Origin of the sequence: Microbulbifer sp. MLAF003, from assembly GCF_030012965.1 — a bacterium.
Lineage (GTDB): Bacteria > Pseudomonadota > Gammaproteobacteria > Pseudomonadales > Cellvibrionaceae > Microbulbifer > Microbulbifer variabilis.
Genome location: NZ_CP120232.1, coordinates 2,504,195 through 2,527,956, shown reverse-complemented (window position 1 = coordinate 2,527,956; position 23,762 = coordinate 2,504,195). Strand labels below are relative to the sequence as shown.

Annotated in this window: 24 protein-coding genes and 1 pseudogene; 19 read left to right on the top strand and 6 right to left on the bottom strand. The window is 44.8% G+C overall.

Annotation, left to right across the window (positions count from 1 at the left end; translation table 11 throughout):
* Nucleotides 1–37: 37 nt before the first annotated feature.
* Nucleotides 38–1,300, bottom strand: a complete 1,263-nt coding sequence (locus tag P3339_RS12150) for a type II toxin-antitoxin system HipA family toxin (protein ID WP_353056820.1) — start codon at nt 1,298–1,300, stop codon at nt 38–40.
* Nucleotides 1,301–1,328: 28 nt separating this feature from the next.
* The gene (locus tag P3339_RS12145; RefSeq protein WP_282950629.1) at nt 1,329–1,712 is read right to left on the bottom strand and encodes a helix-turn-helix transcriptional regulator; all 384 of its coding nucleotides are present in this window, start codon (nt 1,710–1,712) and stop codon (nt 1,329–1,331) included.
* Nucleotides 1,713–2,488: 776 nt separating this feature from the next.
* On the opposite strand from P3339_RS12145, the gene P3339_RS12140 reads away from it, so the two are divergent.
* From P3339_RS12140 to P3339_RS12120, 5 genes are all read left to right on the top strand, one after another.
* Nucleotides 2,489–3,355, top strand: coding sequence for a S1 family peptidase (locus P3339_RS12140; RefSeq protein ID WP_282950628.1), 867 nt, complete (start codon nt 2,489–2,491; stop codon nt 3,353–3,355).
* Between the two features lie 64 nt (nt 3,356–3,419).
* Entirely contained in the window at nt 3,420–3,722 is a 303-nt protein-coding gene (locus P3339_RS12135) for a DUF1330 domain-containing protein (RefSeq protein ID WP_282950627.1), read from the top strand.
* Between the two features lie 239 nt (nt 3,723–3,961).
* Entirely contained in the window at nt 3,962–4,387 is a 426-nt protein-coding gene (locus tag P3339_RS12130; protein ID WP_282950626.1) for an MAPEG family protein, read from the top strand.
* A gap of 224 nt (nt 4,388–4,611) precedes the next feature.
* Nucleotides 4,612–4,929, top strand: coding sequence for a GFA family protein (locus P3339_RS12125; RefSeq protein ID WP_282950625.1), 318 nt, complete (start codon nt 4,612–4,614; stop codon nt 4,927–4,929).
* 243 nt (nt 4,930–5,172) lie between these two features.
* Entirely contained in the window at nt 5,173–6,027 is an 855-nt protein-coding gene (locus P3339_RS12120) for an amidohydrolase family protein (protein ID WP_282950624.1), read from the top strand.
* A 93-nt stretch (nt 6,028–6,120) separates the two neighbouring features.
* Here the strand turns inward: P3339_RS12120 and hmpA are convergent, their stop codons facing one another.
* A complete protein-coding gene (gene hmpA / locus P3339_RS12115; RefSeq protein ID WP_282950623.1) occupies nt 6,121–7,305 on the bottom strand; it encodes an NO-inducible flavohemoprotein in 1,185 nt (394 codons plus the stop codon).
* 550 nt (nt 7,306–7,855) lie between these two features.
* Between hmpA and P3339_RS12110 the strand changes: the two genes are divergently transcribed.
* The 7 genes and pseudogenes from P3339_RS12110 (at nt 7,856) to P3339_RS12085 (ending at nt 14,765) form a co-directional block, all read left to right on the top strand.
* On the top strand, nt 7,856–8,065 hold the full coding sequence (locus P3339_RS12110; protein ID WP_282950622.1) for a hypothetical protein: 210 nt from the start codon (nt 7,856–7,858) through the stop codon (nt 8,063–8,065).
* On the top strand, nt 8,017–9,426 hold the full coding sequence (norR, locus tag P3339_RS12105) for a nitric oxide reductase transcriptional regulator NorR (RefSeq protein ID WP_282953586.1): 1,410 nt from the start codon (nt 8,017–8,019) through the stop codon (nt 9,424–9,426). The genes P3339_RS12110 and norR overlap by 49 nt, the downstream gene beginning before the upstream one ends.
* A gap of 51 nt (nt 9,427–9,477) precedes the next feature.
* Nucleotides 9,478–9,744 (top strand): hypothetical protein, encoded by a 267-nt coding sequence (locus tag P3339_RS12100; protein ID WP_282950621.1) that lies wholly within the window; start codon nt 9,478–9,480, stop codon nt 9,742–9,744.
* Between the two features lie 665 nt (nt 9,745–10,409).
* Nucleotides 10,410–10,517, top strand: a pseudogene (locus P3339_RS23470) (IS66 family transposase); the annotation flags it as partial.
* 477 nt (nt 10,518–10,994) lie between these two features.
* Nucleotides 10,995–12,278 (top strand): hypothetical protein, encoded by a 1,284-nt coding sequence (locus tag P3339_RS12095; RefSeq protein WP_282950620.1) that lies wholly within the window; start codon nt 10,995–10,997, stop codon nt 12,276–12,278.
* On the top strand, nt 12,275–13,060 hold the full coding sequence (locus tag P3339_RS12090; protein ID WP_282950619.1) for a transglutaminase-like domain-containing protein: 786 nt from the start codon (nt 12,275–12,277) through the stop codon (nt 13,058–13,060). The genes P3339_RS12095 and P3339_RS12090 overlap by 4 nt, the downstream gene beginning before the upstream one ends.
* Before the next feature lie 880 nt (nt 13,061–13,940).
* Nucleotides 13,941–14,765, top strand: coding sequence for a hypothetical protein (locus P3339_RS12085; protein WP_282950618.1), 825 nt, complete (start codon nt 13,941–13,943; stop codon nt 14,763–14,765).
* Between the two features lie 104 nt (nt 14,766–14,869).
* Here P3339_RS12085 and P3339_RS12080 read toward each other — a convergent pair whose 3' ends face one another.
* Complete coding sequence (locus P3339_RS12080) at nt 14,870–17,047, bottom strand: heavy metal translocating P-type ATPase (protein WP_282950617.1); 2,178 nt, start codon at nt 17,045–17,047, stop codon at nt 14,870–14,872.
* A gap of 219 nt (nt 17,048–17,266) precedes the next feature.
* Between P3339_RS12080 and P3339_RS23465 the strand changes: the two genes are divergently transcribed.
* Complete coding sequence (locus tag P3339_RS23465) at nt 17,267–17,395, top strand: MerR family transcriptional regulator (protein WP_353056927.1); 129 nt, start codon at nt 17,267–17,269, stop codon at nt 17,393–17,395.
* 553 nt (nt 17,396–17,948) lie between these two features.
* Here P3339_RS23465 and P3339_RS12075 read toward each other — a convergent pair.
* Entirely contained in the window at nt 17,949–18,530 is a 582-nt protein-coding gene (locus tag P3339_RS12075; protein WP_020415389.1) for a TetR/AcrR family transcriptional regulator, read from the bottom strand.
* Between the two features lie 113 nt (nt 18,531–18,643).
* On the opposite strand from P3339_RS12075, the gene P3339_RS12070 reads away from it, so the two are divergent.
* The 5 genes from P3339_RS12070 (at nt 18,644) to P3339_RS12055 (ending at nt 21,967) form a co-directional block, all read left to right on the top strand.
* Nucleotides 18,644–19,786, top strand: a complete 1,143-nt coding sequence (locus tag P3339_RS12070) for an aromatic ring-hydroxylating oxygenase subunit alpha (RefSeq protein WP_020415390.1) — start codon at nt 18,644–18,646, stop codon at nt 19,784–19,786.
* A gap of 174 nt (nt 19,787–19,960) precedes the next feature.
* On the top strand, nt 19,961–20,107 hold the full coding sequence (locus P3339_RS23460; protein ID WP_083922857.1) for a TetR family transcriptional regulator: 147 nt from the start codon (nt 19,961–19,963) through the stop codon (nt 20,105–20,107).
* Nucleotides 20,108–20,170: 63 nt separating this feature from the next.
* On the top strand, nt 20,171–20,422 hold the full coding sequence (locus P3339_RS12065; RefSeq protein WP_020415391.1) for a hypothetical protein: 252 nt from the start codon (nt 20,171–20,173) through the stop codon (nt 20,420–20,422).
* A 173-nt stretch (nt 20,423–20,595) separates the two neighbouring features.
* The gene (locus tag P3339_RS12060) at nt 20,596–21,432 is read left to right on the top strand and encodes a metallophosphoesterase (protein ID WP_282950616.1); all 837 of its coding nucleotides are present in this window, start codon (nt 20,596–20,598) and stop codon (nt 21,430–21,432) included.
* 115 nt (nt 21,433–21,547) lie between these two features.
* A complete protein-coding gene (locus P3339_RS12055; protein WP_040629508.1) occupies nt 21,548–21,967 on the top strand; it encodes an acyl-CoA thioesterase in 420 nt (139 codons plus the stop codon).
* 44 nt (nt 21,968–22,011) lie between these two features.
* On the opposite strand, the gene P3339_RS12050 is transcribed toward P3339_RS12055, so the two are convergent.
* Nucleotides 22,012–22,902 (bottom strand): LysR family transcriptional regulator, encoded by an 891-nt coding sequence (locus P3339_RS12050; protein ID WP_169337149.1) that lies wholly within the window; start codon nt 22,900–22,902, stop codon nt 22,012–22,014.
* A 115-nt stretch (nt 22,903–23,017) separates the two neighbouring features.
* On the opposite strand from P3339_RS12050, the gene P3339_RS12045 reads away from it, so the two are divergent.
* Complete coding sequence (locus tag P3339_RS12045; protein WP_020415395.1) at nt 23,018–23,755, top strand: SDR family oxidoreductase; 738 nt, start codon at nt 23,018–23,020, stop codon at nt 23,753–23,755.
* Nucleotides 23,756–23,762: the final 7 nt, after the last annotated feature.

Here is a 23,762-nt window from a genome sequence, read left to right as displayed (position 1 = left end):
TACGCTCCCTTGCGTATTTTACTGTCTGGATTATCGATCAGCAGAGTTGTCGCTGGTTTTGGCGGATTTCGATCATCCAGCTTTCGGATACACCAGCGCTTTCAGCGAAGCCCTCCCATTTATTCACGGCTGCTGCTACCTCTTCAACAATATCCATTGGCCGCTTGATGCTGATTGCCCTCCCTACGGCAAGCAAATCTTCTAATTGGAAATTGTCGCGCTTACCATTGATACTCATCTGATGTTGACTGGTCCACGCGCCCCCCGGATTGTGGGCGTAGGTTACATCGAATGCGGGCGACAGAGACCATTCGCCTTCGGGGCCCATCAGGAATGCAATGTTCTTTGTGTGATCATCTTGGTTCCTGGCTAAAACATTGAATACCATTCGGCGATATTGTTGAATCGCTTCATTCTTGGGCAAGTAGAGTTCACGCATAACGCTGAAGGCCTGCTCGTAAGAGTGGGCGCCAGCCATATTGAAATCCAGGTGCGCGATGCCGCAGAGAGATTGCATATGTAGCTTCTTGCCATTCACGCGATCGAAGCGCCGCGTCATGAAATGTGCCCGGCCGTTTTCTTCGAGAAGCTGGCAGTCTGTCATGTTAATACCAGCCTCCAAGGCCATAAGATGGTATGCGTACTCAATCCTCCCGTACCCATCGGTGGCGCCGAGTTCCAGATCCCCGGCACCATCAAATTTCAGCAGCCAGTAGTCGTAATCTTTCGGCGCGGGAACTTGGCCCGAACGTATATCCCCCTCGCTATTCATAGCAATCACCGCTTTTGCTCTGGCGCCTCCAGCGCTGGTACCCACTCTTAATATGTCCAGCAATGCCCCGGATTTCTCGGTATCACTCTTTCCAAGTTGGGCGTTCAGGTCAGTTTGCCTGTGGGTAATGGCTGCAGCTAGTTTTACCAGCTCCTCAATATTGAGATCGACAGAATCCTTAAAGCTGCCATCCACCGCGGGCTGAAATTCCAGCGCTCCCATACCACGGGTACCGGTATAGCAAAGCCGCTCAATGGGGTTAAAGCTTTCCGGAGTCCGCCCCTGCCGAGCGAGCCAGGCATCAATAACGGCATTACCGAATTTGTCGGGCAGACAGTCTGCAAGTAGCCCCGGCAGTCCCTTAAAGGTGTCCCGATTGAGTGTGCGGAACATATAGGGTTCTAATGGAGACTCGATAGGCATGGTAATAGGGGCAATATCCAGCCTGCGCTGTAAAAACTCTGGGGCATATTCAAAAGCACCATACCCGCTGTCGTCCCAATGGACAGCGCCAACTATTTCCCCCACAGATGCACTACTGCAGTATTTGTTCGATTTACCATTCTGGCTTATCCCTCTTTTTAATGTTTCTTGCCGGGGTCTTGGGGGTGCCTTCATCAGCCCCCTCTTTAAGGGCGTTAGTGGCGCCAGAGGCTCTGGCTCTTTGCCGCTGCTTGCCATGCATAGCAAGTTGCATGGGACTAACAGTTGGAGCTGGGAGGAAAGCTTCCAGTGCATCCAGCCGTCGAAGCACTCTCAGTGCCGCAACCAGGCTGTCGAGCCTGCCGCGACCAGCCTCTAACCCTTTGATGGTGGAGGTAGATAAGCCGGCACGCTCAGCCATATCATCCTGGGTGAGGTTCATCCGCAAGCGGTACTCTCTGAGCCTGTTGCCCAGCGTATAGAGTATCTGTTTATCAGACTGTCCGTGGAAGGCCATTGTAGCTGTTATTCCATCTGTAAGTTACTAATCAGCTGTTTAATAGCTGCTTTTTGATCTATTAACACAAGTTAAAGTTATATGCTATTAGTAGTTAAAAATCCACCTTTTAACTAGCTTAAAATTAAATTATAGGTGGAGAAGCGGCTTTTATTCAGGGTAAAGGTCAATGCCAGGGGTAAAATCGATCTCGATACCTATGTTCATAATTAAAAGTCGGGGCAGCCTCTATCTATGGTCCTCCGAAGATCCTCGTGCAGGTGAAGGTGCTTGGGGCTACTTCAAGCTGTAGATCCTGGAAAGGGCTTTGAGCCTTACGAGATGCGTAAACAATGATGTCAAGGAGCTTAGTCTGTTCGCGCATTGTTCACCTGCAGCAACTCCTTCCTAAGAAGCGTTTAAGCTTAGAGGGTTTAACTATAACCTGACCTGGATGGTACTTGTGCACCGTATGAAAATTCAATCTGGAGTCAGCCAGGCAATATGTATCGATAAATAAATATTTAATTTTTAACTTAGAAGCCAATATTATTCGTGGGTAGGTTATTCATCTGTAGAAGAAAATATTCTTCGAGTATAAAAATTCGAAGTTCCCAAGGCTATGAATAGCTTAGAAGATACTAAATAGATAGTTATTTTTATATATCAACTTGTGAACAATTTGTACTAAGTATGGTGGGTTCCCAGTCAAGTGGAGTTGGTTATAAAAATTTAGGGAAAAGAGTGAGTCTTCGAGTAAGCTTAATAGCCGCCTTGATAGAGACGAAGTAGAAAATATGGATGTGAAAAAAATGAAGTACGTACAGGAATACATTTTCTTAGTTTTGTTTTCCCTGTCATCCACTGTCAGTGCCATTGTTATCCGTGATGATATTGAAGATGAGAATTACCAAGTACCCACCTCAATACTGCCAGCATTGGCCGACTTTCCAGGAGAAGGGCACGGGGTCCTGATTTTTCCTCAGTGGGTTGTTACCGCGGCACATGTGACCTGTTCGAAACACCCTAAGGAGATCAATATTAATAGCCGGCCGCGTAAAATTGCGTCCGTATTCGTTCATTCTGGGCACAAAATGCTACCCGAAGCCCTTATCAAAGAGGCATTAGCTACAGGTGAAGGCATTAAGTTACAGGAATTCCTCGCAATGTCAGATGATATTGCGTTAATCAAGTTGGAAGAGCCAATCAATGATGTGGAGCCAATCCCTCTCTATCGTGGCAATGACGAACTTGGTAAGACTATCCAGTTAATCGGCAAGGGAAGCACGGGTAATGGTAAAGAGGGGCCAAAACCCAATAGCCCACATCGAACTTCTTTGCGTAGAGCCTTCAATGTTATCTCCAGTGTTGATATGCGCTGGATTTCCTACACATTTGATTCGCCAGCATCTGCTGTTTCACTTGAGGGTATGGCTGGCAATGGCGATAGTGGCAGCCCGGTTCTTATCGAGGAAGAACAAGGATGGCAGCTTGCTGGTCTTGTTGCTTGGGTTTCCAGCAACAGGGATTTGCGCGCATATCACGGTGAGCGTTATGGCGATAGAGGAAATAACGTTCGCATCTCTCACTATATAGACTGGATCGATAGTACTATATCTGCCGATGAACAGGAGCGGAGTTTAGAGTCGACCGAAGATAAATGATTGGTTCCTATGATAATGGGAAAAGGCCTGACGGTGATCTGAGGTTAGATTTGGAGTAAGTATAATGTATGAGATGTTAGTAGGCCTGGAAGTAAGTAATGATGATATTTACCAAGCGTATCGCGATGCGATGACGCCTATATTAGAAGCGTATGCTGGCTCATTTGGATATGATTTCAGGGTGTCAGAGGTGTTGAAATCTGAAAGTAGTTTGGAGATTAATCGCGTATTTACGATCAGGTTTCCAACTGAAGAGATGATGAGAAAATTCTTCTCCGACCCTGAATACCGAACTATAAAGGAAAAGTACTTTGAGTTATCAGTGCAGAGCACTACGATTATAGCCGGTTATGAGAAGCATATTTAAAAGAGTAAAATAATTAATTTTACCTCGCAACCCTTGGTATAGCTCAGTATATTAATGATTAAAGGATTAACAATATAAGAGAGTTGGTCTTCAATGGATAAATAGACCAGCAAGCTGGAGATGCTGATAACTAGTAATTGTTCTGGTTGGAATAGTGCCATACAATTTTGGTGTTTGTTTAGTAATGTTGTTATTAAGTAAATGATAAATTTGTGAATTAGAGGATGGCCGGAGAGATCATGGAAGCAAATATTCAGTTAATTCAGCCGATAATAGCGCTAGTGATTTGGTCCCTGGTAATGTGGCTATGGATGTACGCTACGAGATTGCCAGCTATTGCCGCTATGAAAATGAAGTTAGACCCCGAGGCACCAGTTGGCACTCAAATGTCGAAACTTCCGCCAAGAGTTCGCTGGAAAGCGGATAATTACAATCATCTACTGGAGCAGCCTACTGTCTTCTATGCCATTGTGCTTTCTCTAACTTTCCTTGATGGAGCTACAGAGGTGAATGTTATTGCTTCTTGGCTGTATGTTGGATTGCGGATACTTCATAGTCTTGTCCAGGTCTTGTGGAATAAGATTGAAATTCGTTTTGTTATTTTCTTTTTATCCAATATTCCATTATTCATTTTAGCTTTTAGCGCGGCAAAAATAGCATTCTAAAGGGAAAAGAAAAATAGGTGATTTGAATAAGCTTATTACTAAATCCGGTTGCTACTTCTGTTAGGTTATTATTCTTTCTGGCTGTATATAGAGCGGTCTATTTGGGTTGTGTTTACACTTTGGATAAACCATTTTAACCAATGAAGTGGTAAATAGTATCAAGAAATATATTTAATTGAATTTTCCCGATTAACTGTGGTGCTACATATATACAGGTAAATTATATGATTGATGAAAATGCAATTTCAGTCGGTGGTTGTTTATGTGGAGCTGTACGATACGAGGTGAAAGGGCCGCTGCGAAACGTAGTAAACTGTCATTGTGATATGTGTCAAAAGCTACATGGAAACTTTGGTCCCCACACAAAAGCTCGCAAAGTTAATATTAAGATAACAAAAGATGACGGGTTAGCTTGGTATAAAACATCAGACATTGCTCGTAGGGGTTTTGCCGGGAGTGTGGCTCAGGGCTTTTTTGGGAGCCGTATGAGCTTGATGCAACTGGAATTATTGCTGGATCATTGGATGGCCCAACCGGGTTGAAAACCATGGGGCATATATTTGTCAGCGAAAAGTCTGATTTTTACGATATTGAGGATAAACATCCTCAGTTTCAACAGTCATCAAATGGCCAATTAGTTAACGACTATAAGTAGGCAGATATTGTAACTATGAATGATGTGGTTTAGTACTTTTACCGCACTACAAACTTTGTAGGATTATGCAAGGAAGCATTGGACTCCATAGAATACTTAATAGCAAACCTAATATAAGGGAGCTGCTACTATGACGACAGTAATTGATGTATGGGCTCAGCATCCAACAAAGCGTTTTCTTTCTGAGCCCTTTTTAGATACATTGAAGAGGTGGACACGACAAGACTTTGAAGAGTTGCCTCTGGAGTGGACATTGCTGGCGATGGAATCAGCGAATGTCTCCAAGGCGCTTATCTCTGCTTGGTATGGTCCTAGCGGAGCATTGATTAGTAATGAAGAAGTTCTTGCAATAACCTCGACTCACCCAGACAAATTTTCTGGGCTTGCCTCAGTTGATTTGAGAAATCCCATAGAGGCAGTTCAAGAGTTACGTAAATATGTCTGTGAGCATGACTTTAAGGGCTTGCGCATCGTGCAGTGGCTGTGGGAGCTTCCATGTACGCATCCCCTTTATTATCCACTGTATGCCGCTTGCGTTGAGCTGGATGTACCTGTTTGTTTGCAAGTTGGGCTCACAGGCCCCTTACGCAGTTCTGAATCCGGTCGGCCTATTCATATCGAAAGAGTAGCGCTTGACTTCCCAGATTTGAAGATAGTTTGTGGTCATATAGGTTATCCTTGGCATAACGAGATGATCGCTTTCGCCACCAAGTTTCCAAATGTGTATATAGATACTTCTGCATATAAACCTAAGCGATACCCCAAAGAGTTGGTTTCATTTATGAAGGCCCATGGCAAGAATAAAGTGATGTTTGGCACTAACTACCCGATGCTGACACCGGAAGCCTGCATGAAAGAGATGCATCTGTTGGAGCTGGATGAAGAGGTATCGGAGTTTTTTTGTATAAGAATGCTGAGAGAGTTTTTAAGCTTTAGTCTGTCCGCTCTAATGACGTCGGCTTTTCAAGACTTCACCTGGCGGTAGCCTGCCTGGTTAGCGAGTTCCAACAGATGAAGCCATTGTAAGCAATCGTATAGTTTAGAATGCAAAAGTGATTTTATGCTTTACTTTTATTTTCTATATATCACTATGCGGACCAAACACTTCATAAAATATCCTACCGGAATCAACTCCTAGCTCCATAAGTTGTTCCTTAATATTCTTCATGAAACCTGTTGGGCCGCATAAATAAAAATCGCCCTGGGTAATGGGCAGCTGTTCCCGGATAAAATCCAGATGCATAAGTCCGGAAAAGCTGTTTCCTTTAGCGCCTGAAGCATACCAGTAGTAGTGTTTTATGTTTGAATTGACTGAAGATAGTTCCGCAAGTCGTTCCTTGAACGAGTGTTGCTCTTCTTTCTCGCAGGCATGCAAGAACGTAATTTTCCTGTCTGGCTCTTTTTCATGTATGGATTCCAGCATGGAGAGCAAAGGAGTTAGGCCGACACCTGCAGAAATCAATACAATTGGCTTTATTGAGTCTTTTAGAAAAAATGCGCCGCTTGGTGGGTAGGCCTCCAGGATATCCCCAACCTCCACAGTTTCATGTAAGTAAGAGGAGACAATACCATCTCTAGGCTGGCTTTCTCTTTTTACGCTGATTCTATAGGTTGCACTATTGGGTTTATCGGAGAGTGAATATTGACGGATCTCAAGGTATTCATGTTTTGGAGGTTTTACCCGAATTCCCAGGTATTGGCCAGGCTGATAATCAATTACACCATTTCCATCCTCTGGTCTTAAGAGAAAGCTGGTAACCAGCTCAGACTCTACGGTTTTATCCTCTACAATAAACTGCCTGGGGCCATGCCAGCCTCCGAGGGTATTTCTTGAGAAGTCATAGAGTTCATATTCTCGTTCTATTAGTAACTTCGCAAATAGGTTATAAGCTCTTTGCCAAGCATCAATAACTTCTGAGGTGAATGTATCCGGCATAACCTCCACGAGAGTGGCAAGCAGATGGTCTCCTACGATTTCGTATTGCTCAGGCTGAATAAAATAGCTGGTATGCTTTTGAGCAACCCTCTCAATTAACGGATCCAGGGCTGGAAGGTTGTCAATATTCTTTGAGAAAGTTGATATGGCACTGAAGAGGGCAAATGGCTGTTTACCACTTTCCTGATTACTCATATTGAATATATTTTTTAACTCAGGATTGCAGGAGAACATTCTATTGTAGAAATACTTTGTGATATCTACACCTGCACTATCGAGTACTGGACTTGTGGCTTTAACAATTTTGATTTCTCTAGATGTCAACATAATTTGCTCCTATATACATCTAACGGAAAATTTATCGTGGACAATCCGAAACAGAGGCATTAGTCCAATGCCTGTAAAAATTGCTGATAGTTGCGTTCAGCCAATAAGTGAGAAAGCGGCTACTTATTTCACCTCTAAAGAGAGGCTATATTGTGCGACGCAGCGGCTTATGTATCCGATTTTTATTAGTGTCGCGCTGATCACCATAAAGATATGGCCAGCGACTTGTGCCGGAAGGGAGAAATAGTGGGACATGGGGTAGCAGATAACGACAGTTACTATCAAAAAAGGAACTGACAGTAGAAGGGTCAGATTGCCAGCTTTGAGCAGAAGTTCGAAGCGTCTGCGCAGGACAGGGTTTTCAGTGTCGAGCATTTTTAACCTCTATGGCAATTTTGGTTTCGCTATATAACTAGCAAGCCCCATGCCAAAAATAAAAATGCTTATAAATCAATAAGTTGAAGGTTTTTTTCGGTTTTAACATGTCATTATGACTTGATAACTTTATGTGTCATAATGACCTCAATAGATCATATGGACCTATGCATGTATGACAGATATCAACGCCAATCTCCTGTTGGAAGTAGCATTGGATCTGGCTAATAGCCTGAACAACAGCGATCGCTTTGAACGCCTGCTCTCTACTATCCGCAAAGCCATCAAGTGTGATGCCGTGGCCCTATTGGGGTTAAATGAGAATGTACTTACCCCCTGGCGGTACAAGGGCTTGCCAGAAGAACGCTTGGCCGCCGTTTTGTAGTCAATGAACATCCGCGCCTTGCCCAGATTTGTGCCTCAGAAAATCCAGTTCGCTTCCCATCAGATTGTGATTTGCCAGACCCTTTTGATGGCTTACTACTGGATAGGGAAGGGGACTTGCCGGTGCACTCTTGCATGGGTTTGCCCCTGTATTCTGATAACCACTTGGTGGGCTTGCTAACTCTCGATAGCATGGCTTCAGATGCTTATGGCCAAATTAGTGACAGAACCCTTGAGTTGATAGCAGCCCTTTCTGCAGCAACACTAAAAACAGCTTTGGAGTTAAAAGAGCTTTCTCTTTCTGCAGAACATGCAGAACAGTTGGTAAAAGAACTGACACAGGAGGCTTTTCTACGAGATGGTGGGGAGCTCATTGGAGAGAGTCAAGTCATGAAAGCCCTGCGCAGTGATATTGAGCTGGTAGCAGGTTCTGACTACAACGTCCTGATCCTTGGAGAGACAGGTGTCGGCAAGGAGTTAGTGGCTCGCACTGTACATAGGCTCTCTTCTCGCAGGGAAAAACCACTTGTTTACCTCAATTGCGCATCCTTAACGGAGACTCTGGCTGAGGCAGAGCTTTTTGGACATGCAAAGGGCGCTTTCACGGGGGCGGATCGCGAGCGGCCAGGTAAATTCCTTCTGGCGAACGGTGGAACTATTTTCCTTGATGAGGTGGGCGAGCTACCTTTAGCTGTACAGAGTAAATTGCTGAGGGTGCTGCAAAGCGGTGAAATCCAGCCGGTTGGTAAAGATACAGTCCAGCATGTCGATGTCAGGATAGTTGCCGCAACAAACCGGGAGCTGTTGAAGGAAATAGAAGACGGAGGTTTCAGGGCCGACTTGTATCACCGTCTTTCTGTATATCCACTGGAAGTTCCACCCTTATCACAAAGAGAGAATGATGTTCTGTTACTGGCGGATTACTTCCTGGAAAAGTCCCGTAGAAAGCTGGGCTTTCGTCAACTCAGATTGTCGGCAGAGGCCTCACGTAAATTAAAGCGTTATGGTTGGCCGGGGAATGTAAGGGAGTTGGAGCATATCATTAGTCGTGCAGCCTTGAAGGCCAGAAAGGGCTCCTCTCCGTCAGAGATTGTATCGTTAACCGCTGCGCATATAGAGATTCCTGACGATATCATGGCACAGCCAGAGTTTGAGAAACCGGCTCAACCACCGCTGGAAGTTGTGAATCTCAGGTCTGCGACCGAGGATTATCAGCGCGATCTTATAAAGCATACGCTGACTAACTGTGATGGGAATTGGAGTCGAGCTGCAAAATTGCTTTCTATGGATAGAGGAAATTTGGTTCGTCTTGCAAAACGATTAGGCGTCTATATTAAGAAAGAGGTTGTGGGCGGAAAGTGATGTTATGATTGCGTAATATAAATCTCACTTTTTTACAGTTAAGAGAAAGGCATGAATAAGGATATTACGTTTCCAATGGCTATTGGATTGCTAGCTTTATTAGTTGGCGTGGTGACCTTCATGTATAACTGGCTTATTGTCGGTGGTGGTTGGGAGTATTTTGGAGTCTTCCTATTTCCAGGGAATCTAATCTTATCTCTGTTCACAGAAGAAATAGATTTTTGGCCAAAGTTTGCTTTACAAATGAGTGGCCAGTTTTCAGTAATTTTTTCTGTTGCTTACTTGGCGAGGCGGGCTTTGAAGGAGGTCGTCAGCTAATAGAGTGCTCATAAGCTTTTTTAAAGTTGAGTTGTTAGTGCTGCTAATTAAATAACGGTTTGAATTTTAACAGAATCTTTATTGTCTAATAGGGTTGGGTGAGAGCAAGTAAGTTACTCACTTTTTGCGAGTAATTATAAATCAATCCTATTCGGCGACATACAATATATCAAATAAGTGCCAGCTAAATCAAAAGATGGAAAGGGGTTGGTCTCTACATCTTTTATTAAGCTAGATGGTATTGTTGGCTTTCAAAAAGCGGGTATTTCTTGAGGAAAGCGTATCTGGGCATGACAAATTAAATATTTTGTGAATTCTTTTAAAGATATACTCCTATACGCTCAAGTTAAAAAGACAATTACATTTTTAATGAGGATGAATGGCTGCAATGCTGTAGAGCTTTTGCTCCGCGAAGAGACGATTAACCCAAGTCATTGTAGTGCACACACTAGACGCAAATTTGCACCAATTTCCAAGTCTACACAGAACAGGTGGACTGGCCAAGCAGGTTATGTACTTTTATAGGAAACTACATCCGATAGATTCAAAAGCCGGAGGTGATAGCTAACTGCAAAGCAGTGATGTGATTTACGGCAGGAGGAGTCCAGGCCGATTGCGGCTATCCGTAAAACAGGCTAGATGAAAAGTAATCAAAGCTACTACCCAAGTCTCCACTCAGTAAAGCCATAGAATACGGCCTAAAGCACTGGAAAGGACTTTATGAGCTTTTGAAGGGTGGCCGCATCGAAATCGAAACCAATTTGACTGAATAAAAAATCAAACCCTTCGTAAGGTATCGAAAAAACTACCTGTAAGCATCTTCACTCGAAGGGGTTGATTCACTGTACTTACACTTTAGCTATTTTGCAAATAGCCAAGATCTACGGTATTGCTACATATAAGTATTATGTGGAAGTACTTGGAAAGTTCCACGCAATCAGTCTGTAGAGAGCTATGAAACATTACTACCCTGGAATTCTAGCCTAACAAAGTTGGGCTGGGAGAGTCGGATTGATATTTTCTGCTAGCTATATAAACTATTGGCGACCCCCTTTCTTGCTAGGCATCCTTTGAATGTACCCTCAATCTTGTAATTCCTGAACTTCAAATACAATCTTATCCTGCGAGATGGTAAGATTGCTTGCAATACATTGTATAGCCGCACTCAAGTTTGTACGAATTTCACTCATAAGTGATTTCTACTACTTGAGTAACAACTAGTTAAATACAACTAAAATAGAGAACTAAGTATGAACATCAAACTAATGCCAGCTATTACTGCTGCTATTTTGCTGGCTGGCTGCTCTGCTACACAAAATACAGAGGATTCAAAGCCTAATGGGAATGATAAAACGGGTAGTTCATGGGGAATTTTAAGTTTAGATAATCTTCCATCTTGGATTCAAGATGAGATGCTGAAAGATAAAATTGTTGATAATAAGTCTTCACTTGAAGTTGAAAGTCTTAATTTCAAAAGAGAAATTTTAGGTAAGGTTGCGGCTTCAAAAAATAGCGATGGAACCTGGTATTACCTAATTGATATTGATACCTCTGTCCCAATTGAGTGTTATATTTTTAATGAATATGATGGCCCAGCAAATTCTCTTTATGGGTTGATTGATAGCAGTTTGGCTCAGGCTGAAGAGCTTAATAATAAATCACTTTCAGCCCGTTTTAACTATGCTGTTGATGTCGGCATTACCGAGAATACACCTTATCTATCACTAGATACCCTTTATTTTCTTGGCGAAAAAAGTGAAGCTGTAGCAGGGTTAATGAAGGGCTTGTCAGCGGAAGTTGATGGGAACCTACAGGTCTGTCTGCATAATCAAATGGGATACCACCAGGCTTTTGTTGATGTTTTTGAATCATTTATAGGCGTATCCACAGGAAACAATCAAAGTGCGGAGTTCTTTGAGTCTGTTCATCAGATGAAGCTTAATGATATATCTGTTGGATATAGCTATGAAAAATATACTACAGATGATGAAGGTGATATCAATATTCAAAGCAGAGCCGCCTTTATTTTCCCAGTTGATGCCAGCTCTATATCCGCTTCAGACTTTGTATCTTCTTCCTGGAGTAGGCCGGATGGTTATTTAATTAATGCTTCAGAATATTCAATTGATAATGGTGAGCTGACTTCACATTATTCAATTAAGAACCAAAATGATAAGTGGCTGGTAGGAGGTGAATTCCAGGGAAAAAAGATCAATTCTGAACTGGATTATACCGGTATGTTATTGTCAAACTTTGGTAGTTATCTTCAAACAGCCCACTTAAACGTGTCAGATCAGGATTCTGCTGAATTTTATATGTGGCTATCTGATGCGGACCCTACATCAGCACAAAAAGTCCTGGTAAGCAAGCTGGCTGATAACCCCAGTGCAAACTTTAAAATGGATATAGGCCCGATTGTTATGAAATTTACCGCTGAAGACAGTGGGATTTTCAAGCAGGGAACTATGAAGCAAGGGCCGCTTGTGCTGGATATGGAATTATTGCATGTAAAAGGTGAGCCTAAACTGCCATGAAGCAGTTTTTTCCGCTCTTATTAACTTTGTTGGCACTTAATGTAAATGCACAGAGTGTTCCATTCTTTGCTGAATTGAGCACAGAGCTTGCAACTGATCAGCCTCTGCCTCTTGCTGATACTATTCACTTTGAGCTAGTTTCACCAGAGGCACAAAGGATTGCTACAGCTTTGTTGGATTGGAAGGGCATCACTGTTGAGCACATTAAAGGTGAGTCCTTGTTTATTACCATGAGAACTAAGCCGAATTTTTTTGGTGAAGTTCATGCAAAACATAGAGAGAATAGTTTTGTAATTGACCTGGATGAGGAGAGTACAAAGGAATTTACTTACGGCTTTACAAGTGGAGTCAGTGAAAATTGGACATTAACAGAGCTAGAATCATATGTAGATGATTATATTGAATATCCTACATATATCCATGGCTTTAATATAGCTTCAGTGGTGGCTACCCAACGTAGCGGCGACTGTACGGAGTATGCGGTGCTTACTACTGCACTTGCTCGATCATTAAATCTTCCTGCAAGAGTTGTTTTAGGCACCGTAATACTTGAAGATAAAGAACAGGTAACGTCTTTTGGCCATGCCTGGGCGGAAGTATGGCATAAAGGCCAATGGCATATTCTTGATTCAGCCTTATACCGCTCTAATGCAGTTCGGCATTTTTATTTGCCGGCAAGTGAGCTGGATAAAGAAGGGCCAGGGTTTTCTTTATCATTGATGAGATCAATTCAATTGTTTCCACAGAGAATAGAGAATATTAAGGCAGTTAAAATTAATTAAATGTTATCTGTTAGATTATCTATAAGATTTATCTCATGGTAAAATGGCCTGATCAGTGAGCTTTGCTGATCAGGCTTTTTTATATGTACTCCAGGTTTTTCTGTCACTGCGAGAGAATACCCAGTATAGCTTTTGGACTAGTGCGAAGTTACCATTCGCGGTCCAAATTTATAGGTTCCATTAGCGTCCCGCCTGCTGATACAACGGATGCTCTGAGCGGCAGGCTGATAGCCGTATAGTTCTGATTTGTTGATATTCAGCTCCATAGCAAGGTTGTAAGTCGGTTACTTCGAGATTGCCATGGGTAATGGTACTGGCCGTACACTTCAACACAGAAGATGATCTTGCCGAGATCGACGGCGTGCTTAATCTTATTACAAATTGCTGGCGTTAGGCTACTAACAACGAATACCGGTTTAGCTAAATAAGAACTTTGGGCTTGCTTTATTTAATTGTCGAATGCCGAGCTATCTCTAGACAGCCAGTATCGATATCCTCCAAAAATTTTATTGTCTGTTATAGTGATTTTAATGGCACGATAATTTCAACGGGCGATATTTAATACATTAGTAAAACCACTGGGAATAAAAATTGATAAGGGGGCAGTTGTTAAGTAATCAAGATGCTTATACTAAGCTTCAGTGATTTGAATCCTTGGTAAAAAGATACACGATTATATTTTGGTTATCCTGAGCGGCGATCCAAATTTTACTATCTTGAAGTCAAAGCTGTCTTGTTTTGAGTGCTCCCTAATTCTTAGAGGCATAAGCGCTGTATTTTTTGATGTAAATAAAAATTTTTGAGTCCATTATTGAAATGCGGCCTTACTTCTCTATATTCATACTGTCAACTATATGCCTACTGTTCTGGAGAATATTCGATGAGTAAGAAATATAGAGGTGGCGCTAATATATTTATTTTATTGTTTGTCTTATTGCTATCCTTTGATGTCTTATCAGGCGAAGCTAAATCGTTTTATTCAAAGTTTGATTTTGGTCAAAGTTCTGAGGGTATCCTGGCTTCATATAAATTGGGGCATTCAGTATCTGGTCAAGAAATTATATATATTGATTATATTTGTGTTCCCGGTGATGAAAGTAAGCCTTGTATACTGGACCTGAATGGTAACTTTCCAACTGTCGAGTATGTAATTGAAGAGGGAGCTTATTTGCATGAAGTTCGCCTCTCTGGGCAAACAACAGTTGTGACCATGGGAGGAGGCCAGATTACCAGCTCTATTCAGGTATTTAACAATTCAGAATTATTTCTGCTGGGTGGAGAGATAGTATCGGTCAATGCTAGGAATACCAGTCGCGTAGTATTAGATGGCGGACAGGCATCAATTGCTCATGCACATGATAGCTCAACGATTTATAGCACTAGTAACTCACCCACAAGATCTCTATTGTCCTACCAGAATGCGTCAATCTATATCTTTGGAGCAGACTACGCGGAGGGTGAGCAGGTTCAACTGTTCTCTTTTGATAATTCAAATTTAAACCTATATGGCGAGAGATTTATCTATATATTAAGCACTAACGGTTGTGAATGGTCTGATAATAATCCTCCGGAAGGTGACCCGGGCATTTATACCAATATCTCTGGACAATGTCTTTCTGTAGGAAGGATAAGTGGAAGCCAGGTATTTATTACATCCACAGCAACAGAGAATGGGGAGGTAAGGTTTATTGACGTTGAGTCATAAACTAACTCCTGAAGGGTAAACTTCATCCGTCCCTAAGCTTTTGGGATGGATGAAGTTTAAAGCATATTACTAAGCCGAGTTTGTATATCGGATTCTACAGCAGGTCACTTCCGCATCAATCGCAATCCATTGAATACCACCAGCAGACTGGTACCCATATCCGCAAACACTGCCATCCACATGGTAGCTTCTCCAGCAAAGGCGAGGATAAGAAATATCGCTTTGATGCCGAGAGCAAGGACAATATTTTGCCAAAGTATATGGGCCGTGGTGCGTGACAAGCGGATAAAACCAGCAATTTTGCCAAGATTGTCATCCATTAAGGCAACATCGGCGGTTTCTATAGCGGTATCTGTACCTGTAGCTCCCATTGCAAAGCCGATATCGGCTCGCGCCAGTGCTGGTGCATCATTGATTCCGTCCCCAACCATACCAACTCTGCCATGACCGGCCAGGGACTCCACCTGCTGCAGTTTATCCTCTGGAAGAAGGTTGCCTTCGGCTCGATCGATGCCTACTTCGCGGGCGATGGCGTCGGCAGTATGTTGATTATCACCGGTTAACATTAGGGTTTTCACCCCTAATTCGTGGAGTTCTTCAATGGCTTTCCGACTGGACTCTTTGACGGTGTCCGCAACTGCGAACAAAGCCATTACTCCGGATTCTCCCACCAGCATAACGACTGTTTTGCCCTGGGATTCAAGTTTGCTAAGCAGCTGTTCAAGATCCGGACTACAGGCCCCAAGCTCTTCTACCAAGCGGTGATTCCCCAGATAGTACCCCATATTAGCTATTTCGCCGCGAACACCCCGGCCGGCCAGGGCTTCAAAAGCCTCAACTTCATGTAGCTCTGCGTTTTCTGCGCTGAGATATTCTGCGACGGCTTTTGAGACAGGATGATCAGAACGTGAGGCCAGGCTGGCAGCTATAGTTCTGATTTCGTCAGGTTCAGCACCTGACCAGGGTTCGAAGTCGGTTACTTCGGGCTTGCCATGGGTAATGGTGCCGGTCTTATCTAGTGCAATCCAGCGCAGGCGACGACCCTGCTCGAGATAGGCACCGCCCTTAATCAGGGTGCCGTGACGGGTTGCTGCCGCTAGGCCGCTGACAATGGTGACCGGTGTCGCAATTACCAGAGCACAGGGGCAGGCGATTACCAGCAATACCAGAGACCTGTATATCCACTCCATCCAGGCGCCGCCGAAAAAGAGTGGGGGTATTAACGCTGTGGCTAAGGCTACGGCAAACACGAGGGGTGTGTACCAGCGGGCAAATTGGTCGACAAAGCGCTGCGTCGGCGCGCGGCTTCCTTGGGCCTCCTCTACCGCATGAATAATCCGGGCCAGGACAGCATCATTAGCGACAGCGGTTACTTTGTATTCGAGCGCGCCAGATTCATTAATGGTCCCCGCAAAAAGTTCATTGCCGGCCGTCTTGTCTACAGGCAAGCTTTCCCCGGTAATTGGGGCCTGGTTAACTGCAGAGTTGCCTTTTACAACCTCCCCATCAAGGGCGATACGCTCGCCAGGTCTTACCCTGACAATGGCTCCTAAAGGTACCTCTTTTGCGCCGATCTCACGCCAACTTCCATCATCCTGCCGTACAGTGGCTGTTTCCGGGGTTAGGCTCAGTAGCTCCCGGATGGCATTTCGAGCGCGGTCCAAAGATTTTGCTTCAATCAGTTCTGCCAGGGTAAATAACACCATTACCATGGCCGCTTCTGGCCAGTGTCCAATTAATATGGCGCCAGTGACCGCAATTGACATGAGCGCATTCATGTTCAGATTGAGGTTCTTAAGCGCTATCCATCCTTTTTTGTAGGTGGAGAGGCCACCGCCAGCAATGGCAGCCAGAGCCAATACAAATACTAACCAGGTATTACCGCCTTGCAGCCAATACGCCAATTCTGATGCCAGAGCTGCAACGGCTGCGGCACCAAGCAACCACCAATTGGCCTTAGCGGCTGGAGGGGCACCCTCGGTATCTTCCTCGGTAGCCAGCCTGGCATCCAGGTCGAGTGGCGTTAATACATCCAGGATCGTCTGCTCCATGCCAGGTGCATGGCCGACCGTCAGGATTCGCTGTACCAGATTGAAGTCGAGGCTGTAGATCCCCTGAATACTGGAAAGCTTGGCGCGTATCAGGCTTTCCTCGGTTGGGCAGTCCATCTTGCCAATGGAGAACAGGGAAGATTCTCCTTCTTTATTGACTGTACTATTGCCGGGTCTTTCGAGTGGCTCTGTGGGCTTTTCACAACCGCAGCCAGTATCGCGCTTTTCCATAGTCAACTCTCGGATAGCTCAAAAGGTGAGCCATTATTACTATCCCTCTAGTAACTATAGAGTCAAGGGGACGCCTGCATGCCCGATATGATTGGCGAAGCCAGCTGTGAAGTGGAGGCAGTGCGTTACTACGATCAGGTGGACTCGTTACCGGAACCTGTGCGGACCAGGGATAATTTATAACTTTATTCTGGAGCTCATTTAAAGTAATTTCACTGCATTCGCCACTGCCGTTCATTGGGCATGCCATTGGAAGATACTCGAAATCTGCTCGAACTCAAAGTGCAGCCAATTGAGAATTGCCTGGAAATCAATGAGCTGGTTGATAAAACCTATCCGCCATATTGAGGATCAAATGGATCTGTAGGTACAACTTCGGCAAAGTTTGTAGTAACTACGAGATCAATGTATCGACCTGGAAGCTGCAGGCACCTGTAAAGTCATGCGTATGCTTAGCGATCTCGAATTCTATGCTAAAACAGATTCCCAAGTTTGAAGGGTTTAATTTCGGAAAACTAAGCTACAGAGGTTCATGACTAAGATCTCTTAATTAAAATTCCCTAAGGTGCTCCAAGTGCTCCTGATTTTTTTAGGGAGGCCAGTGATATTAACCAGGTTATAAGATGGGGCTAAGGGCAATGAGACCGTTCCAGTTAATCACAAATTTACCCAGCGAATAGATGGGCTTTTCTTCGATAATATCGATGCCTACAGGTTTAGAAGGTGCATGATTCTGCATACGTCTAGATGATGGAAAAACCGTTAAAGCCCTTATTAATCAGATGCTGATAGCGCTTCAGAATGGTATCGCAATGAGGAAAGCTCAGCGTTACCGCCTAGCCTAGTCTGCTGCTTCTCTTGCCTTTACCCTACATAGAGGCAGTATAGCCTTTTGTCGTGATTAGTAAGCGCTCGTGATCAATCTTTCCAGTTCGAGCAGGTGCTGTTTTTTTAGTGTCTTGAAGGTTTTTGCAGAGTAGAGCTTTTTCAAGGTGGGTTCAGATATCAAAAAATATTGAACGGCCCCAAGTAATTGGTAGATAAAGGCAAGCGGCTTTATCTCTTGAAAGTGTCCCTGTTTCTGGCTCGCTTTCACCAGTCCTTCTAGATGATCGAGAACGGGCTTTAGAAACCACTGATGGGCGTGTTCGGAGCGCTCTTTATTATCTAACAGCTCTCGCATCAGAAGAAGAATAACGCGGTGGGTTCTTTTGTCGGGTGCTGCCAGTACGTTTAATAAGTTCAACAGCTGTTCTCTGGGAGCTAGCTCATGCTCAATGTTGGGTTTCAGGTTCTCAACCAGATGGGTAACAGCGGACTCAAGTACCGCAGCATAGAGTTTTTCTTTGCTGGGGAAGTGGTGCAGCAGCCCTTGTTTGCTGATAGTCAGTTCGGCGGCGACATCATTGATGCTGGTTCCGTAAAAACCTCTCTCAGAAAAGAGAATTTCGGCCTTGAGAAGTAACTTTTCTCGTGTCTTCATTGAGCTTCAATATGGTCTGGCTAGACAGCTTGACACCTTACCGATTGGTAGGTAGCCTGTCAATAAACTTACCGGTTGGTAGGTTCTGATTGCCATAACGCAAGGGATGGAGTATGGACAGACAAACAGAGCTCGATCTTATCCAGCGATGCTGGGGACTGGTACAAGATAAAACCACAACCCTGGCGGATGAGACGGCCAACGCTGATACACGACGATACCGCAGCAAAGAGGTGTTCGAGCTTGAGATGGAGCATATTCATCGTCGTTGGCCATGGCCTCTGGTACATACTTCTGAACTGATTGAAGCGAATAGCCTCAAAGCGGTCGAGACGCCACTCGGCTCTTTGATTGTCAGTCGCGATGCTTCAGGCCAATGGCATGCCTTTCACAACAGCTGTCGTCATCGCGGTGCCACACTACTAGGGGAGGGAGAATGCCGGCAGTCAAAACGCATTCACTGCCCCTATCATGCCTGGTCATATACTACAGATGGCGCGTTGGCCTCGGTTCCTGGTAAGCAACAGTGCTTTCCTGATCTTGATAAGTCAGACAATGGCCTACTCGAACTGCCTGTTAAAGAAAAGCATGGATTCATTTGGCTTTGCCCTGATGGGGCTTCGGCTCCAGACCTGGATGAAGCTCTGGAGGGTATGTCGCAGTCGCTAGCGGCCCTGCAGCTCGATCAGCTCTCTGTTTTTGCGCAACATCGCAAGGTTTGGAACACGAACTGGAAAATCGTGGCAGAGGGCGGTATTGAAACCTACCACTTTTCCTATGCCCACAGCGAGAGTATTGGCCCTTATTTTTATAACAACACCGCGGTCATCGATGCCCTGGGACCCCATCTACGGGTAGTAATGCCGACCAAGGCTTTAGCTACGGTGGTGGAGAAACCCGTCGAGCAACAATCCCTGCGAGAATGCAGTCATACATTGTATTCATTGTTTCCTACCTCGGCCTTGCTGATTCAGCATCAGCATATTGACTGGGTGCAGTTCAGGCCCCTGGCCCTCGATAAAACGGCCATCGCTGTTACCACACTGGTTCCGACTGAGTTGCGGGATACCATGCGGGATCATTGGCAGCGTAACCATGATATTACTGTAGCGGTGTTGAATGAGGACTTTGAGCTAGGGGAGGGTGTTCAGCGCTCCATGAATAACGGTGCGCTGGATCGTATCAATTACGGGAGGAACGAATGGGCCCTAAAGCGGATGAATGGTTTTATTGACGACCTGTTAACGGAGAAATAGTAGGGTTATATAGCGTTTTAGAGAGTGTATTGCCTGGTTTTACAGTCATGTGTAAAACTCGGGAAAACTATAATAATTAGGCGCTCTCAGGTGCTGTAATTCTCAGGTGTTGTTGATTTGACCAATAAATGAGGCCCTTTCTCGTCCATTCGTCAGTAGAAGCGTCGACAAAGGATTTTATCCGTTGCTAGCGCTGCACTGGAAAGCCATGACCCTTCAGAGCTGATCATGGAGAAGATCGTCAAGGTCAGTCAAGTTTCTAGCAAAACCCTGTATAACTATTTTAATAACCGGGATCTGTTATTGTTGAAGCGGCTGTGAATGGTTGCTGGATATCGAGAGTAGTGAGCAGTTGCAGCAAGCTGAACCTGGGCTGGTTAGCCTTTGACCTATAGACTTAGTGCGATTGAGCAGTTTAATCTCAAGCCCGATCGAATTTGTCTTTTCTTTTCCATTTTGATTCAGTATGACAAGGGTAATGATGGAGCGAATCAGCTGAGTACAACTCTATTTAGGGAAAGCAATATCCATCTTGCTGAGAATGGTATGGCGCTGCGTGAAGGCACCATTATAGATGCCACTACTATCTCCGCTCCAACTTCGACAAGTCCGCTAAATGCGGATCTAGGGCAGTAAAAATGGAGATAACTGTATATAGAAAGCACGATTTCGAGTAAAAAGTAGCTATTTTTAGTTATGTGAAGCGTGATGTAACGCTAAAGGCTGGTTTTTCAGAGTATCCCTAAATAGTAGATACCGTACTGTAGCCTGAAGTGTTGTAGGTTTGGGTCATTGAGTGAGTATATTTCTTGAGCAAATGTCGTAACATTTCCGCAATACTTTTTATCATTGGTCTAACCATCTCTATTTGGGCTTTCTTTGCAGAGCCAAATAGTTTCAGAATCCGAGAGCAGACGATAACGATTGATTCCTGGCCAGAAGCCTGTAATAACAAGAAGGTGGCCATCCTTGCTGATTTACATGTGGGCTCTCCGTATAAAGGGGTTGATAGCCTTCGGTGGTTAGTTGATGAAGTAAATGCGAGTTTGCCTGATTTGATTTTGTTACCAGGTGATTTTGTTATCCAGGGCGTTGCAGGTGGCTCTTTTGTTTCTCCCGAAGAGGTTGCCGAGATACTGGAGGAATTGAAAGCGCCCATGGGCGTTTTCGCAGTGTTGGGAAATCACGACTGGTGGCTTGATGCCAAGCGGATAGAGAAGGCATTCGCTGATCGAGGGATTACGGTACTTGAAGACCGATCAGCAAAGCTGAATAGTGGCGCTTGTAAGTTACGCCTGGTGGGTCTCAGTGATTTTTGGGAGGGGCCACATGATATCGCACAAGCGATGGATGGCATTGATACCGCTGAGAGCATTTTGGCTTTCACGCACAATCCCGATATATTTCCAGAATTACCGAAGCAAATCTCACTGACTATTGCTGGGCACACCCACGGAGGACAGGTTTACCTGCCATTTATTGGGCGCCCGATAGTTCCCTCTCGTTACGGGCAACGTTATGCGATAGGTCATATCGAGGAAGGTGGAAAAAACCTGTATGTAAGCCCTGGAGTAGGGACCAGTATTTTACCTGTGCGATTCCTAGTTCCGCCGGAAGTAACGCTCTTGTCTATCTCTAGTAACTAAGCGTAAGCAAGTGGGGCGTGCAGGATGATGGATTTGGTAATTCTGTTTGATCGGAATAGAGCAGGTACCTTGCCATACAATAGCAAAGCTGCTTTGGACTTTCAGGATTGGCCAGATGATAACCGTTAAACGCAAGGTATTGTTCGGTGATTGTGACCCTGCGGGTATTGTATATACCCCAAGATTTTCCGACTTTGCCCTGGAGGCAACTCACGAAGCGATGTCTGTCCTGTTTGACGGCCCAGCCATTAGAAGGATGAAGCAGCTGGGCTTTATAACTCCGGTAAGAGCATTCAACTTGGAATTCCTGACCCCTGTGACTTGGGATCAGGAGTTAAAAATTCAGGTTTCTATCTCAGATATTGGCAACCACTCTTTTAGCTTCCAGCTTGAGGCTTATCTGGAGAGTGGGGCACCGGCTTTTACGGCGAACATTACCTATGTCACTTTATCTGCCTCCGACAGGGTCAAAATCCCTCTGCCAGGTCACCTTAGGGATACTTTGGCTCAAGCGAACCAAGCAAATGCACCATAAAGTAAATGAACTATAAAGGTGGTAGGTGGCGATGAAATCTGCAACTACACACTCCACTCGAAGAGGCCCTTCTCCTCGTTAAGGAAATCGAGCAAGGCCGCGAGTTTCTTCGGTTTGTTCAATCCAGTTCGGTATACGGCATGAATGTTCATTGGTGGTACATGCCATTCTGGAAGCACTTTTACCAACTGCCCGCCAGCCAATTCCTCAACAATATTGTTAATTGGCAATTGGGCGATGCCGAGCCCATTCAACGTTGCATTTTTTAATGCCTGGATGTTAGCGCAAAAGAAATTTCCGCTTACGGATAAGTTGATGGTTGAGTTAGCAGATGTCAGTGTCCATTCCGATTCCCCCGGATTGAATTGAAATCGAAGGCAGTTGTGACCCGCCAGCTCTTCAGGAAGTTGGGGAGCCCCATGCACTGCCAGATATTCTGGATTGGCCACAAGAACCCTGGTGGAGTAGCCGAGCTTGCGGCTTATTAGGCGGTCGTCCTGAATTTCTCCTACTCGGAAAGCCAAGTCGATACCCTGGGCAAATAGATCCTCGAAGTCATAGGTAAGGTTGAGAGAAACCGTAATTTTGGGCCAGCGTTTCAAAAATGGGGGCAAGACCTTTTGTGAGAGAAACTCGCCAAGAGCGGGTGGGGCAGAAACTTTAAGGAGCCCTTGTACCTGTTGCTCCATAACCAGCACATCGTGCTGAAGGGCTTTAAAATCTTCCACCAATTGAAGTGCTCGCTCATAAGCAATAGCACCGACTTCAGTTAACTCAACCCGACGGGTTGAGCGGTCCAGTAACTTTGCTTTCAGATGGGACTCCAACCGGGATATTTCCTTGCTGACTGTGGATTTTGGCAGGCCCAACTGCTCAGCCACAAGTGTGAGATTCAGAGTTTTACTGACCTGGACAAATACCGATAGGGTTCTCAAGCTTACTGTTTCTAAATCGCGAACATTCATTTTCAAATTGGGTAATTGTTCATTTATGAGTGGATAATAGAATGGCTTCGTCTTCGAAACAACATGATTCACAGGAGATTCAACCATGTCGAATGAACGAATTGCACTAGTTACTGGCTCTAATCGCGGTATTGGTCTCGAAGTTGCCAAGCAGCTCTCTGACCAGGGGGTCAAGGTAATTCTGTCTGGCCGCAACCAGGAGAAGCTTCAAGAGGTGAAAGCGGCCTGGGCAGGCAAGGTGGCCCCACTGGACACCATAGAATTGGATATCACCAAGGCAAACGACAGGGCGCAAGCAGCTCAAAAAATTGCTGAGCAGTATGGCCGACTGGATATTCTAGTAAACAATGCCGGTGTGATTGTGGAAGGAGAATGGGCGCAGAATAACAGTGAGACTGTTTCCCAAGCTGATCTGCAAACCACCTTCGATATCAACTTGTTTGCTCAAATTGGCCTTACGCAGGAACTACTGCCACTACTCAAGAAGAGTAAGGCTGGACGTATTGTAAACGTTAGTAGCATCTTGGGTTCCCTGGCAGTAAATGCCGATGTTGAATCCGGCTGGAGTGCGGTAAAACCGTTTGCCTACAACGCATCTAAAGCTGCATTAAATATGTTTACAGTTTCCCTGAGCCAGAGCCTTGCAGAGACCAATATCAAGGTCAATAGTGCGCACCCCGGTTGGGTTAAAACCGACCTGGGCACCAGCGCGGCGCCAATGGAAGTTACCGACGGAGCTTCAACGGTTGTAGACCTGGCCCTGATCGATAGCGATGGCCCCAACGGACAATTTGTCCACCTCGGTGAAGAGCAACCTTGGTAAGCACCTT

Coding starts and splice junctions, on each gene's coding strand:
- P3339_RS12145 (WP_282950629.1), bottom strand. CDS start 1,712: ATGGCCTTCCACGGACAGTCTGATAAACAGATACTCTATACGCTGGGC.
- P3339_RS12140 (WP_282950628.1), top strand. CDS start 2,489: ATGGATGTGAAAAAAATGAAGTACGTACAGGAATACATTTTCTTAGTT.
- P3339_RS12135 (WP_282950627.1), top strand. CDS start 3,420: ATGTATGAGATGTTAGTAGGCCTGGAAGTAAGTAATGATGATATTTAC.
- P3339_RS12130 (WP_282950626.1), top strand. CDS start 3,962: ATGGAAGCAAATATTCAGTTAATTCAGCCGATAATAGCGCTAGTGATT.
- P3339_RS12125 (WP_282950625.1), top strand. CDS start 4,612: ATGATTGATGAAAATGCAATTTCAGTCGGTGGTTGTTTATGTGGAGCT.
- P3339_RS12120 (WP_282950624.1), top strand. CDS start 5,173: ATGACGACAGTAATTGATGTATGGGCTCAGCATCCAACAAAGCGTTTT.
- hmpA (WP_282950623.1), bottom strand. CDS start 7,305: ATGTTGACATCTAGAGAAATCAAAATTGTTAAAGCCACAAGTCCAGTA.
- P3339_RS12110 (WP_282950622.1), top strand. CDS start 7,856: ATGACAGATATCAACGCCAATCTCCTGTTGGAAGTAGCATTGGATCTG.
- P3339_RS12100 (WP_282950621.1), top strand. CDS start 9,478: ATGAATAAGGATATTACGTTTCCAATGGCTATTGGATTGCTAGCTTTA.
- P3339_RS12095 (WP_282950620.1), top strand. CDS start 10,995: ATGAACATCAAACTAATGCCAGCTATTACTGCTGCTATTTTGCTGGCT.
- P3339_RS12090 (WP_282950619.1), top strand. CDS start 12,275: ATGAAGCAGTTTTTTCCGCTCTTATTAACTTTGTTGGCACTTAATGTA.
- P3339_RS12085 (WP_282950618.1), top strand. CDS start 13,941: ATGAGTAAGAAATATAGAGGTGGCGCTAATATATTTATTTTATTGTTT.
- P3339_RS12080 (WP_282950617.1), bottom strand. CDS start 17,047: ATGGAAAAGCGCGATACTGGCTGCGGTTGTGAAAAGCCCACAGAGCCA.
- P3339_RS12075 (WP_020415389.1), bottom strand. CDS start 18,530: ATGAAGACACGAGAAAAGTTACTTCTCAAGGCCGAAATTCTCTTTTCT.
- P3339_RS12070 (WP_020415390.1), top strand. CDS start 18,644: ATGGACAGACAAACAGAGCTCGATCTTATCCAGCGATGCTGGGGACTG.
- P3339_RS12055 (WP_040629508.1), top strand. CDS start 21,548: ATGATAACCGTTAAACGCAAGGTATTGTTCGGTGATTGTGACCCTGCG.
- P3339_RS12045 (WP_020415395.1), top strand. CDS start 23,018: ATGTCGAATGAACGAATTGCACTAGTTACTGGCTCTAATCGCGGTATT.